This window comes from Streptomyces sp. NPDC102406 (genome assembly GCF_044765725.1).
In the GTDB taxonomy this organism is placed as follows: domain Bacteria; phylum Actinomycetota; class Actinomycetes; order Streptomycetales; family Streptomycetaceae; genus Streptomyces.
Genome location: NZ_JBIWKP010000002.1, coordinates 801,402 through 814,852, shown reverse-complemented (window position 1 = coordinate 814,852; position 13,451 = coordinate 801,402). Strand labels below are relative to the sequence as shown.

The window sequence follows — 13,451 nt, the reverse complement described above, 5'->3', positions numbered from 1 at the left end:
AAGGCGTCCGGGCCGCCTCACCGGCAGCGGTCAGCCAGGCCGTAAGTGAGGGACTCCAGTTCCCTGCGCGCGGGTTCGGACAAGCGGGCGCTGTCAAGGTGGCGCAACGCGTTGTGGACTTGTGCCGCCGCTTCCCGCTCGGCCGCCGCCCGGCCGCCCGCGTCCTTGATCGCCTCCAGTAGTTCCTCGACTCGCTTGGTGGAGCAGCCACCGGAGCAGGCGTACAGGTGCCGCACGCGGTCGCCGGCCGGTCCTTCGGCAGCCAGTGCGGCCAACAGCGGGTAGGTCTTCTTTCCGCAGGTCAGGTCCCTGCCGACCGGCTTGCCCGTGAGCCGCGGATCTCCCCACAGCCCGAGGATGTCGTCGGCGCACTGGAAGGCGATTCCTGCATGCTGGCCGAAACGCCGCAAAGCGGATACCACCGGCTCCTGCGCTCCGCCGAGGACGGCTCCCAGGGCGCAGGCGGCGCCGAGCAGGGCTCCGGTCTTCCCCTCGGCCATCGACCGGTACTCCACGAGCGTCACGTCGGCTCGCTGCTCGAAGGCCATGTCCATGCTCTGCCCGCGCATCAGGCCGTCCAGCGCGTCCACGAGCACGGACACGGCGCGGTGCGAACCGGACTCTCCCAGCACCCGCAGTGCTTGCGCCAGCAGCGCGTCACCTGTCAGCAGCGCCGCCGGAACTCCGAACTCCACCCAGGCGGACGGCTGGTGCCTTCGCAGCCGGTCGCGGTCCATGATGTCGTCGTGCAGCAGCGAGAAGCCGTGCACCAACTCCACCGCCACAGCCCCGGGCACGGCCGCGTTCTCCTCCGCGCCGACCGAGCGCGCACAGGTGAGGACCAGCGTCGCCCGGGTGCCCTTGCCACTACCAGCAGCCTGTTGCTCCCACGGTTTTCCCACCGCCAGGTGGTACTCGGCCACCGGGCGGACACCGTCCGGGAGTGCGGCCACCAGTTGGCCCAGTGCCCGCCTGACCGTGGCCCGCGCTCCGACTGGCCCCGGGATACCCGGGTCTCCGGGCGGCACAGCCCTCCCTTCTGCTGCCGCGGCCAATTCGCTGTTGTGCATCCTCACCCCCGCTGTGATGAACTCTGCCGTCCTGCACCATGCTGCTTCCCCGCCGATGCCGCCGCTTGCGGGCGCACTCGATGCACCGGCGGCCCTCGGACGAAGCCGGGGGTGCAGATGTACGTACGGGCGCAAAAAGAGCAGCTTTCGAGCACCGGCGCACATGAGCAGGTCGTACAGAGGCGACGATCATCGATGCGGAAGTGTTCACCTGCCGACGCCTTGCAGACGACGGCGGCGTCCGCGCCCACGCCATCGACCCAAAGGAGGCGGCCCGGCTCTGGGACCTGTTTCTCGCCGCGACCGGTGCCGCGCCGATCACCCGCTGAACCCGCCCCTCGGAGCCTGGCGCACCGGACCGGACCTCTCTACCCGCAGGCCCACCGTCAGGGCCCCACCGGCGCGATCTTGCAGGGGCGGGGCCCCTTCGGTGCCGGGGCGGGCACGAGATATCTTGATGTCGAGCAATATGCGCAAGACTGAACAAGACTGAAGACGACGACGGAAAGACGTGGAGCGGAGCCCCCGGTGACTGACTCGACCATTATTTACACGCACACTGACGAGGCCCCGGCCCTCGCGACGTACTCCTTCCTGCCGGTCATCGAGGCCTACGCGTCGACCGCCGGTGTGCGCGTGGAGACCCGTGACATCTCCCTGGCGGGCCGCATCCTCGCGCTGTTCCCGGAGTACCTGGAGGAGGGCCAGCGCATCCCCGACGCCCTCGCGGAACTCGGTGAGCTGGCGAAGACGCCGCAGGCCAACATCATCAAGCTGCCGAACATCTCGGCCTCCATCCCCCAGCTCAAGGCGGCCGTCGCCGAGCTCCAGGAGCAGGGCTACGCGCTGCCCGCGTACCCCGACGAGCCGAAGACCGACGAGGAGCGCGAGATCCGCGCCCGCTACGACAAGGTCAAGGGTTCCGCCGTGAACCCGGTCCTGCGCGAGGGCAACTCCGACCGCCGCGCCCCCGCCTCGGTCAAGAACTACGCCAAGGCCCACCCGCACCGCATGGGCGCCTGGACCGCCGAGTCGAAGACGAACGTCGCGACGATGGGCGCCAATGACTTCCGGTCCACCGAGAAGTCCGCCGTCATCGCCGCCGACGACGCCCTGCGCATCGAGCTGGTCGCCGACAACGGCACCACCACCGTGCTGCGCGAGTCCGTCCCGGTCATCGCCGGCGAGGTCGTCGACGCCTCCGTGCTGCGCGTCGGCGCGCTGCGCGAGTTCCTGACCGCGCAGGTCGCCCGCGCCAAGGAAGAGGGTGTGCTGTTCTCCGCGCACCTGAAGGCCACCATGATGAAGGTCTCCGACCCGATCATCTTCGGCCACGTCGTACGCGCCTTCTTCCCCGAGACCTTCGCCCGCTTCGGCGCCGACCTCGCCGCCGCCGGGCTCACTCCGAACGACGGCCTCGGCGGCATCTACAAGGGCCTGGAGTCGCTGGCGAACGGCGCCGAGATCAAGGCGTCCTTCGAGGCCGAGCTGGCCGCGGGCCCCGACCTCGCCATGGTCGACTCCGACCGCGGCATCACCAACCTGCACGTCCCCTCCGACGTCATCATCGACGCCTCCATGCCGGCGATGATCCGCACCTCGGGCCACATGTGGGACAAGGACGGCAACGAGGCCGACACCCTCGCCGTCATCCCGGACTCCTCCTACGCGGGCGTCTACCAGGTCGTCATCGACGACTGCCGCGCCCACGGCGCCTTCGACCCGGCGACCATGGGCTCCGTGCCGAACGTCGGCCTCATGGCGCAGAAGGCCGAGGAGTACGGCTCGCACGACAAGACCTTCGAGATCCCCACCACGGGCACGGTCCGCCTGGTGAACAAGGCCGGCGACGTCGTCCTGGAGCAGGCGGTCTCCGAGGGCGACATCTTCCGCGCCTGCCAGACCAAGGACGCCCCGATCAAGGACTGGGTCAAGCTCGCCGTGACGCGGGCCCGCGCCACCGGTGACCCGGCCGTGTTCTGGCTGGACGAGGGCCGCGCCCACGACGCCCAGTTGATCAAGAAGGTCGAGCAGTACCTGCCGGAGTTCGACGCCGAGGGCCTGGACATCCGCATCCTCTCCCCGGAGGACGCCACCAAGCTGTCGGTCGAGCGCATCCGCCAGGGCCTGAACACCATCTCGGTCACCGGCAACGTGCTGCGTGACTACCTCACCGACCTCTTCCCCATCCTGGAGCTGGGCACCAGCGCCAAGATGCTCTCCGTCGTCCCGCTGATGAACGGCGGCGGCCTCTTCGAGACGGGCGCCGGCGGCTCCGCCCCCAAGCACGTCCAGCAGCTCGTCAAGGAGAACTACCTGCGCTGGGACTCCCTCGGTGAGTTCCTCGCCCTGGCCGTCTCCTTCGAGCACCTCGCCACCACCACCGGCAACGCACACGCGAAGGTCCTCGGCGAGACCCTCGACCGCGCCACCGGCACCTTCCTCAACGAGGACAAGTCGCCGACCCGTCGCGTCGGCGGCATCGACAACCGCGGCAGCCACTTCTACCTGGCCCTCTACTGGGCCCAGGAGCTGGCCGGGCAGACCGACGACGCCGACCTCGCCAAGGCCTTCGCCGCGTTCGCCGAGACGCTCGCCGCGAACGAGCAGAAGATCGTCGACGAGCTGCTCGCCGTCCAGGGCAACCCCGCCGACATCGGTGGCTACTTCCGCCCCGACCCGGCGAAGGCCGCCGCCGTCATGCGCCCGTCGCAGACGCTGAACGAGGCCCTGGCCACGCTCACCCGATAAGTCGCCGATCCTCCCGATCGTCGCCCCCGCCCCGCCCGGCTCCCCGCCGGCCGGGGCGGTGTCCTATCCGGGACGCTTTTCGCCCTCTGACCTGGGTAGGCTGCGGCGATGAGCACTCTGGATGACGCAACGCCGGGCATGGACCCGACGATCCGACCGCAGGACGACCTCTTCGGTCACGTGAACGGCCGGTGGCTCGAGACCGAGCCGATCCCCGAGGACCGCTCCAGTTGGGGCCCCTTCGTGCAGCTCGTGGACGTCGCCGAGCAGCAGGTCAAGGAGATCATTCAGGAGATCGCGGCGGGCGGCCCGACCGGCCTCGACCCGGACGAGGCCCGCAAGATCGCCGACCTGTACGCGTCGTTCATGGACGAGGACGCCGTCGAGGCACGCGGCCTGGACCCGCTGCGACCGCTGCTCGACGAAGTCGCCCGCATCGACGACGTGCGCGGGCTCGCCGCCTTCCTCGGCCGCTTCGAGCGCATCGGCGGCTCCGGCCTCTTCGGCTCGTACATCGACACCGACGACCGCAACTCCGACCGCTACCTCTACAACATCCTCCAGGGCGGCCTCGGCCTGCCCGACGAGTCGTACTACCGCGACGAGAAGTTCGCCGAGACCCGTGAGAAGTACCAGGCGTACCTCACCGAGCTGCTTACGCTCGCCGAGCACGCCGACCCGGCCGCCGCCGCGCGCACCGTCCTCGCCCTGGAGACCCGGCTCGCCGAGGGGCACTGGGAGCGGGCCGAGACGCGGGACGTACAGAAGACGTACAACCTGACGACCTTCGACGAACTCACCGCACTGGCCCCGGCGTTCGACTGGCGTGGCTACGTCACCGGGCTCGGCGGCAGCGACGACACGCTCGCCCGGTCCTGCGTACGGCAGCCGTCCTATCTCGCGCACCTGTCCACGGTCCTGACCGAGACGCCCGTCGAGCAGTGGCGCGACTGGCTGCTGGTGCGCGTCGTCCGCAGCAGCGCCCCGTACCTGTCGTCGGCGTTCGTGCGCAACAACTTCGAGTTCTACGGCCGCACCCTCAACGGCACCCCCGAGCTGCGGGCCCGCTGGAAGCGCGCCGTCGCGTTCGTCGAGGGCGCCATGGGCGAGGCCGTCGGCAAGGAGTACGTGTCCCGGCACTTCCCGCCCAGGTCCAAGGCGCTCATGGACGAGCTGGTCGCGAACCTCCTGGAGGCCTACCGGCAGTCCATCGCGGCCCTGGACTGGATGACGGAGGAGACGAAGCAGCGGGCGTACGAGAAGCTCGCCACGTTCCGTCCCAAGATCGGCTACCCGGACACCTTCCGCGACTACTCGGCGCTGACCGTGGTCGCCGACGACCTGCTGGCCAACGCGCACGCCGCCGACGCCTTCGAGCACGACCGGCAGATGGCCAAGATCGGCGCGCCGGTCGACCGCGACGAGTGGTTCATGCTGCCGCAGACGGTGAACGCGTACTACAACCCGGGCACGAACGAGATCTGCTTCCCGGCGGGCATCCTCCAGAAGCCGTTCTTCTCGCCGGACGCGGACGCCGCCGAGAACTACGGCGGCATCGGTGCCGTCATCGGCCACGAGATCGGGCACGGCTTCGACGACCAGGGCGCCCAGTACGACGGCCGGGGCAACCTCAACGACTGGTGGACCGCCGACGACAAGGCCGCCTTCGAGGCCAAGTCCAAGGCGCTCATCAAGCAGTACGACGGGTTCTCACCGCGCAACCTGCCCGGCGAGTTCGTCAACGGCTCGCTGACGGTCGGCGAGAACATCGGCGACCTCGGCGGCCTGACCATCGGCCACACCGCGTACCTGATCTCGCTCGACGGCGCGGACGTGCCCGTCACCGAGGACGGCATCAGCGGCTCGCAGCGCCTCTTCCTGAACTGGGCGTACTGCTGGCGCACGAAGCGGCGCAAGGAGCAGGAGCAGCAGTACCTGACGATCGACCCGCACTCGCCGCCGGAGTTCCGCGCGAACATCGTGCGGAACCTCGACGAGTTCCACGCGGCGTTCGGCACGAAGGCGGGGGACGGGCTGTGGCTCGACCCGGCGGATCGCGTCCGGATCTGGTGAGCCGAGCGCGGCGGGGCCGGGGGCGAGTGCCCTCCCGGCCCCGCCGCCCCGGGAGTCAGCGGACGGTGGTGTGCAGGAAGTCCAGCGTCGCCGACCACGCCTTGGCCGAGGACTCCGCGTCGTACACCTCGGGGCGGCCGTCGTTGAAGAAGGCGTGGTCCGCCGGGTAGACGCGCAGGTCCGCCTCGATGCCGGACTGCTCCTCGATGGTCCGGCGCAGGCCGTCGAGCGTCGCCACCGGGATGGCCTCGTCCCGCTCGCCGTAGTGGCCGAGGATCTGGGCCTTGAGCCGCGAGAAGTCGGGCACGTCGCCCTGGATGACGCCGTAGAACGGGACGGCCGCGCTGACCCGCGCGTCCTTGGCCGCCAGGTAGAGGACGAACCCGCCGCCCATGCAGAAGCCGACCGCGCCGACGGAGTCCGAGGTGACCTCGGGCAGCGCCAGCAGGTGGTCGACCGCGCCGGACAACAGCTCGACGCCGCGCTCCACCGGCAGCTCCTGCATCATGCGGAAGGCCTCGCCGGAGTCGTGCGCCACGTTGCCGCCGTACAGGTCGGGGGCGAGCGCCACGAAGCCCTCGGCGGCGAGACGGTCGGTCACGTCGGCGATGTGGTCGGTCAGACCCCACCACTCCTGGATGACGATGACACCGGGGCCGCTGCCCGAGGGCGGCAGCGCGAGGTAGCCGTGGGCGGGCGTGCCGTTGCTGTCGAACGTCACGTTCTGATGGGCCGGGCGGCCGGTCGAGCGGGGGGTGTCGGGGGTGTCCGTCACGAAATGCCTCCTGAGCCGAGCTCGATGATCGTGTCCCACGATGCCACTGTCCGCGCCCGGACCGGCGCAGGGGTCGTCAGTCCTTCCGCTGGACCGTCTGGAGGGCCGTGATGCAGGCCGAGAGGGCCTGCTGGAGTTCTTCGAGGCGACGGACCATGTCGTCCTCGTAGATCGCGTCGATCTCCTGGACGTCGTCGAACGTCAGCTCCTCGAACGCCTTGGTGGCCTTCTGGAGGCTGCTGTAGAACTTGGCGCGCCGCTCCTGCACCCGCAGCTCCGGGTCGGCCTCGACGGCCTCCGCGACGAGCGTGCGCACGGTGTCGTACGCCTCGCGGGCCCACTCGCCGGCCTCCTCGTCCTCGTCGAGCTCGTCGATCAGGGACAGGTGGCGCTCGGCCTCCTCGCGCAACTGGCGCGGGGCCTCGATCTTCTGCCCGGCAGGCGTCTTGACCTGCCCCTCCTCGGCGATCCTGCGGACGTACTCCAGTCGGTCGCCGGTCTTGGACTCCTCGGCGACGGCCTTCTTCAGGTCGTCGGCGCGCACGATGTCGCGGGCAAGGCCCGAACGCAGCGCCGCGTCCTCGCCGAGGCGGTCCATCAGCGCTTTGCGGGCGGCCTCCGCGGTGCCCGGGTCGGCGAGGATGGCCGCCCGAAGCGCCGTCGGGTTCTCGGCGACCTCCAGGGCCTTGGTGGGGCGGATGCCCTCGGCCTCGGCGGCCTCGGTGATCGCCTGACCGCGCACCGAGGCGGCGCTCGACCGGGAGACGTAGTACGACAGCCAGACGTCGGCGTCGGGGAGGTCGATGTCGGCGCCCGGCGCCAGCGCCTCGAACTGGGGGACCACCCCGTCGTCCGCCGCCTTGTCCCACGCCTTGTAGAAGCGCATGACGCGTTCGGCCGAGCACCCCGCCAGCTCGGCGAACCTGCGCGCCGACACCTTGGGCGTCTCACCGGCGGGCTGGCCGCCCGGGCGCACACTGCGGGCCACCTTCAGGGCGAAGGACCAGCCGCCGGTGCGGGCGTAGACACCGAACTCGCGGGCGTCGCGGGCGATGGCCTCCGGCACCTCACGGGAAGCGTCGTCCTCGGTGTCCTCGGCGTCCTCGGCGTCCGGCCCGGCCTCGGCTCCGTCCCCGTCACCGGGGCCGCTCCCGCTCTCCGCCGCCGGGGGCTGCCAGAAATTCTCCGGCGCGTTCCCGGCGCCGGTGTCCTCCCCGGAGGGGACGGCTGCCTCGGACGGGTCGATGGCTACGGACACGTACGTACTCCTGAGCGATCGGGCGCGACAAGGGTGACGCGAGAAGGGTGACGCGACAAAGGTGACGCGACACCTTATCGCTCCCGATCCGGCCGGGTGCGGCCCCGGGCCGGGCCCGCCGTTCGCAGCTCCCCCTCCTGCGGGCGGCGGGCCCAGGTGCCTCGACCATGCGCCGCGGCGGGAGAGCGAGGGCACGGGAGGCTCTGGCATCAGTGTCTCAGTGAGGCCCTTCGCCCGGTGCGGGCCGAGTGACCCTTGTGGTGGGCCGAACGGCCCCCACGCGCGCCCCGCCCATCCTCAGAGCGCCCCCTGTGTCCGCAGCTCCCCGATCGTCGTCGCGTCGTAGCCGAACTCCTTCAGCACGGCCTCCGTGTGTTCGCCCACCGCAGGGACCGGGTCCATCCGGGGGCGGACGCCGTGCAGAGTCACCGGGGGGACGAGCGCCCGGACGGGGCCGCCCGGGGTGGTGACGTCGCGCCAGCGGTCGCGGCCGCTCAGGACCGGGTGGTCCAGGAAGTCGGTGACCGTGTTGAGCCGGGCGTTCGCGACCTTGGCGTGCTCCAGGAGGGCGACCGCCTCGCGCGCGTCGAGTTCGGCGAAGCGCGCCGTGACGATCGCGTCGAGTTCGGCGCGGTGCGCGACCCGGGCCGAGTTGCGGTGGAAGCGCCGGTCGTCGGCGAGCGCGGCGTCGTCCAGGAACTCCGCGCAGAAGGAGGCCCACTCCCGTTCGTTCTGCACGGCCAGCAGGACCGTCTTGCCGTCCGCCGCCTCGTAGGGGCCGTAGGGCGCGATCGTCGCGTGCGCGGCACCGACCCGCTCCGGCTGCCCGCCCGAGTACGCCGTGTAGTACGCGGGATAGCCCATCCACTCCGCGAGCGCCTCGAACAGCGACACCTCCACCGCGCGGGCGGTGCCGGTGGCCCGCCGCTCGTACAGGGCGGTGAGGATGCCCGAGAAGGCGTACATCCCGGCCGCGATGTCGGCGATCGCGATGCCGACCTTGGCCGGGGCGTCGGGCGCGCCCGTCACCGACACGACGCCCGTCTCGCACTGCACCAGCAGGTCGTACGCCTTGCGGTGGGCCCAGGGCCCGTCGCTGCCGTAGCCGGAGACGTCGCAGACGATCAGCGACGGGTGACGCTCCGCCAACTCCCGCGCGGACAGGCCGAGTCGGGCCGCAGCTCCAGGGGCCAGGTTCTGCACGAAGACGTCCGCCCCGGCGAGCAACCGGTCGAGGACCGCGCGCCCGCCGTCCGTCTTGACGTCGAGCGTCACCGACTCCTTCGAGCGGTTCAGCCACACGAAGTGGCTGGACTGCCCGTGCACCGTCTCGTCGTAGCGGCGGGCGAAGTCACCGGCGCCGGGCCGCTCGACCTTGATCACGCGCGCCCCCAGGTCGGCGAGCTGGCGCGTGGCGAACGGCGCGGCCACCGCCTGTTCCAGGCTGACGACGGTGACGCCTTCAAGGGGCGGGCGGGCAACGCTCATCCGGGTCTCCTCCGTGCTTCGTGCTCTCGCGATGTCGTCGCCGCGCGTCGGGCGGCAGGCCGTCACCCGCCGTCGGCGACCCGCGCCGACCAGCGCTGCTCGACCTTGGCGAGCCGCCAGTAGGCGATGGCCGCCGCCCACACGACCACGAACAGGCCGACGATGACATAGCCGACGTTGTCCAGGTCGAGCCCGGCTATCCAGCCGGTCACCGCGTCGCTCAGGGACAGCTTCTCGTGCAGGACACCGACGAGTTCGATCGTGCCGATGAAGAAGGCGACCGCGATCGACAGACCGGTGATGGTGAGGTTGTAGAACACCTTGCGCACCGGGTTGGAGAACGCCCACTGGTACGCGAAGTTCATGAACGTCCCGTCGAGCGTGTCGAACAGGCTCATGCCCGCGGCGAACAGCAGCGGCAGACACAGGATCGCGTACCAGGGAAGACCCGCCGCCGCGCCGCTGCCGGCCATCACCATCAACGTCACCTCGGTCGCCGTGTCGAAGCCGAGCCCGAAGAGGAAACCGAGCGGGAACATCTGCCCCGGGCGGGTGATCGACCGGGTGAACCGGCCGAGGACGCGGTTCATGAACCCCCGCGAGTCCAGGTGCTGTTCGAGCTGCCGCTCGTCGTACGTGCCCTCGCGCATCGCCCGGAAGACCTTCAGGATGCCCAGCAGGGCAACGAGGTTGAGCGCGGCGATGAGGTACAGGAACGTACCCGAGACGGTGGTGCCGACGACGCCGAGCACCTGGTGGGTGCGGGAGTCGTCGTTCAGCAGGATGCCCGCGAGGGCGGCGCCGCCCGCGACCAGGGCGGCCATCGCGACGACCACGCTGGAGTGGCCGAGCGCGAACCAGAAGCCCACGGAGACGGGGCGCTTGCCGTCCGCCATCAGCTTGCGGGTCGTGTTGTCGATCGCGGCGATGTGGTCGGCGTCGAAGGCGTGCCGCATGCCGAGCGTGTACGCGGTCACGCCCAGGCCGATGCCGAAGGCCTTGTCGCCGACCTCGTAGTGGCGGGGGACGACGAGGAGGAACAGCACACCGAACGCGACGACGTGCAGCGCCGCGATCACCGCGACGAGACCCGCCGTGCGCACGGTGTCCTCGCGGCGCCAGCGGAAGGGGGCAGGGGGGTGCGCACCTGTCGGCCGCGCGGGGGAGTTCACGGGCAGGGTCATGCCTTGATCACGCTCCAGCACCTCGTGGAAACACTTCGTGAGATGCCGTGGCCGGTCTCCTGGCTTACGGGCGTGCCCCGCCGCTCCTGCCTTCCCAGTTGCCTCGCGGCAGCCAGTGGCTCGGTGGAGCGGCGCGGTTCCCACCGGCCCCGGGGGCCGGCGGAAAACCCGATCACAGTGGCGAGGGCCGCTCCGGACTTGGCCCTCACGGGCCGTCACCGGTCTTCCCGAGCACCACGGCCCGCCCACCATAGACGACGCGCTCCCCGGCGCCGCGAGCGGCTACCGCTCCCGGCGCTCCCGCGCCCGCGCGATCTCCTCGTACGCCTTGTCCCGGCCTTCCCAGTGCGAGCCCTCCACCGACTTGCCGGGCTCCAGGTCCTTGTAGACCTCGAAGAAGTGGGTGATCTCCAGGCGGTCGAACTCGGGGATGTCCTCGATGTCCCGGGTCGAGGCGTGGCGCGGGTCGTGGGCGGGGACGCAGAGGATCTTCTCGTCCGGGCCCTTCTCGTCGCTCATCACGAACATGCCGATGGCCCGGCATTCGATGGTGCAGCCGGGGAAGGTTGCGTCGCCGGTCAGGACGAGCGCGTCCAGCGGGTCGCCGTCACCGCCGAGCGTGCCGTCGACGTAGCCGTAGTCCGCGGGGTACTGGGTCGAGGTGAACAGCATCCGGTCGAGCCGGATCCGCCCGAGTTCGTGGTCCATCTCGTACTTGTTCCGGGAGCCCTGCGGGATCTCCACGATCACGTCGAACGCGTCGCCGCGCGTCTCGCTGCCGCCCAATGTGGCCTCCTTGCCGCATTGCCGCCCGCTCGAATGCCACCGAGTGTGCGCTGTGCGCGGCGCGGGCGGAACCCCTGCGACCGTGGCGGAGGCCCGGGCCCGGGGGAAGGGGCCGCGCTCAGCCCGTGGGGGTGATGGGGAAGACGAGTTCGGGGCGGTCCCAGGCGACGGCCGGCGGGTGGGCGAGGTCGGTGCCGGTGCGCAGGGCGCCCATGCTGCGGTAGAAGCCCTCGGCGGGCGGATGCGAGACGACGCGGACCTGGTCGAGCCCCGCGGAACCGGCTTCCTCACGCATGTGCGCGACGAGCAGGCGCCCGATGCCCAGGCCCTGCGCGTCGTCGGCGACGAACATCAGGTCCAGCTCGGGCGGGGCGAGCACCAGGGAGTAGAACCCGAGGACCCGGTCGTCCGCGCGGCCGACGGCGACGAAGACCCGGTGCGCCTCGATGTAGTCGGGGCCCACCCGGTAGTCCGCGACCATCGAGGCGTACGGGCCTTCGTAGGCGCGGGAGCCGCGCACGAGCCGGGTCAGGCGTCTCGCGTCGCGCGTCGTGGCCCGCCGCACGGTGACGGCCGGGTCGCCACCGGGGCGCGTAATACTCGGGCTCATACAGTGAGTATTACGCATCGGAGATCGTGTCAGCGCGCGGGGACCGTCGAGTGGACCTGGCGCAGGAACGCCGCGTTGTCGGGGGTGCGGCGCAGGGTGTCGAGCAGCGTCTCGTAGGAGGACTGGCCCTCCCTGCCCTGGAGGGCCCGGCGCAGACCGCGCAGGGCCGACAACTCCGGGGCGGACAGCAGCAGTTCCTCGCGTCGGGTGCCGGACGGGGTGACGTCGACGGCCGGGTGGACGCGGCGGTCGGCGAGGACGCGGTCCAGGCGCAGTTCCATGTTGCCGGTGCCCTTGAGCTCCTCGAAGAAGTAGTCGTCGGCGCGGGAGCCCGTGTCCACGAGGGCGGTGGCGAGGATCGTCAACGAGCCCGCCTCCTCGGTGTTGCGGGCCGCGCCGAACAGGCGTTTGGGGCCGGTGAGCGCGGCGGCGTCGACGCCGCCCGACAGGGTCCGGCCGCCCGAGGACGCCGCGTTGTTGTGGGCGCGGCACAGCCGGGTGAGCGAGTCGAGCAGGATCACCACGTCGCGGCCCTGCTCGACGAGGCGCTTGGCGCGTTCGACGGCGAGCTCGGCGAGTGCGACGTGCGCCTTGGCGGGCTGGTCGAACGTGGAGGCGTACACCTCGCCGCGCACGGAGCGCCGCATGTCGGTGACTTCCTCGGGGCGTTCGTCGACGAGCACCACCATCAGATGGGCCTCGGGGTGGTTCTCGGCGACGGCGGCGGCGATCTGTTGCAGCAGAACGGTCTTGCCGGTCTTCGGCGGGGCGACGATCAGGCCGCGCTGGCCCTTGCCGACAGGGGCGAACAGGTCGACGACGCGGCCCCCGAGGCCGCTCGCCCGGCTTTCCAGGCGCAGCCGCGCGGTGGGGTGGAGCGGGGTGAGGTCGGCGAACCGGGGGCGGTTGCGCACCGTGCCGACGGGCGCCCCGCCGACGCTCTCGACGAGGGTGAGGGTGTGCGGCCCGGTACACGTCCCCGTCACCACGTCGCCCTTGCGCAGGCCGTTCTGGCGGATGAGCGCGGCGGGGACCTGGACGTCTCGGGAGGTCGGCGACAGGTCGCCCGTGCGCAGGGAGCCCGCCCCGTTCGCGCCGATGTCGAGGATGCCGGCGGCCCGGACGGGAGGCCTGGGCGCGGCGGAGGCGCGGGGCCTTTGTGCGGTGGTGCCGGGCTTTTCCAGAGTGGTGCTGGTCATGTCGATCACGGTCCTTTCACGGACGCTGTGGGTACGCGGAGAAGAAGCGGGGTGGGATCCGGCGGGAGAAGGGGCGGAACATCACGCCCCGTGGAGACGGGCAGGACAGCCCGTGGCCGGGAGGGAACCTGGCGGAGCGGGGGCGGGGGAGAACCCGCCGGGAACCTGCTCACCAGGGAAGACGCACACTGCGGAGCGGACCGGACGACCGGTGCGCGCAGGTGCTGGAGGAAGGGAATCGGCACCGGCGCCTCGGA

General features: G+C 71.2%; 10 protein-coding genes and 1 riboswitch. Of the genes, 2 read left to right on the top strand and 8 right to left on the bottom strand.

The window, feature by feature from the left end:
• Nucleotides 1–17: 17 nt before the first annotated feature.
• Entirely contained in the window at nt 18–923 is a 906-nt protein-coding gene (locus tag ACIRF8_RS12290; protein WP_404213727.1) for a polyprenyl synthetase family protein, read from the bottom strand.
• 675 nt (nt 924–1,598) lie between these two features.
• On the opposite strand from ACIRF8_RS12290, the gene ACIRF8_RS12285 reads away from it, so the two are divergent.
• Complete coding sequence (locus tag ACIRF8_RS12285; protein ID WP_404213726.1) at nt 1,599–3,821, top strand: NADP-dependent isocitrate dehydrogenase; 2,223 nt, start codon at nt 1,599–1,601, stop codon at nt 3,819–3,821.
• A gap of 108 nt (nt 3,822–3,929) precedes the next feature.
• A complete protein-coding gene (locus ACIRF8_RS12280) occupies nt 3,930–5,894 on the top strand; it encodes a M13 family metallopeptidase (protein WP_404213724.1) in 1,965 nt (654 codons plus the stop codon).
• 55 nt (nt 5,895–5,949) lie between these two features.
• Here the strand turns inward: ACIRF8_RS12280 and ACIRF8_RS12275 are convergent, their stop codons facing one another.
• The 7 genes from ACIRF8_RS12275 to rho all read right to left on the bottom strand — a co-directional run bounded on the left by ACIRF8_RS12275 (nt 5,950) and on the right by rho (nt 13,194).
• A complete protein-coding gene (locus tag ACIRF8_RS12275) occupies nt 5,950–6,669 on the bottom strand; it encodes a dienelactone hydrolase family protein (RefSeq protein WP_404213723.1) in 720 nt (239 codons plus the stop codon).
• Between the two features lie 76 nt (nt 6,670–6,745).
• Entirely contained in the window at nt 6,746–7,927 is a 1,182-nt protein-coding gene (locus ACIRF8_RS12270; RefSeq protein WP_404213721.1) for a hypothetical protein, read from the bottom strand.
• A gap of 297 nt (nt 7,928–8,224) precedes the next feature.
• Entirely contained in the window at nt 8,225–9,415 is a 1,191-nt protein-coding gene (locus ACIRF8_RS12265) for a CaiB/BaiF CoA transferase family protein (RefSeq protein WP_404213719.1), read from the bottom strand.
• Between the two features lie 62 nt (nt 9,416–9,477).
• Nucleotides 9,478–10,599, bottom strand: a complete 1,122-nt coding sequence (locus tag ACIRF8_RS12260; RefSeq protein ID WP_404213717.1) for a HoxN/HupN/NixA family nickel/cobalt transporter — start codon at nt 10,597–10,599, stop codon at nt 9,478–9,480.
• 31 nt (nt 10,600–10,630) lie between these two features.
• A riboswitch (cobalamin riboswitch) is annotated at nt 10,631–10,853 on the bottom strand.
• Between the two features lie 28 nt (nt 10,854–10,881).
• Nucleotides 10,882–11,385, bottom strand: a complete 504-nt coding sequence (locus tag ACIRF8_RS12255; RefSeq protein WP_404213715.1) for an inorganic diphosphatase — start codon at nt 11,383–11,385, stop codon at nt 10,882–10,884.
• A gap of 118 nt (nt 11,386–11,503) precedes the next feature.
• A complete protein-coding gene (locus ACIRF8_RS12250; protein ID WP_404213713.1) occupies nt 11,504–11,995 on the bottom strand; it encodes a GNAT family N-acetyltransferase in 492 nt (163 codons plus the stop codon).
• Between the two features lie 29 nt (nt 11,996–12,024).
• Entirely contained in the window at nt 12,025–13,194 is a 1,170-nt protein-coding gene (rho, locus tag ACIRF8_RS12245) for a transcription termination factor Rho (RefSeq protein WP_404213711.1), read from the bottom strand.
• Nucleotides 13,195–13,451: the final 257 nt, after the last annotated feature.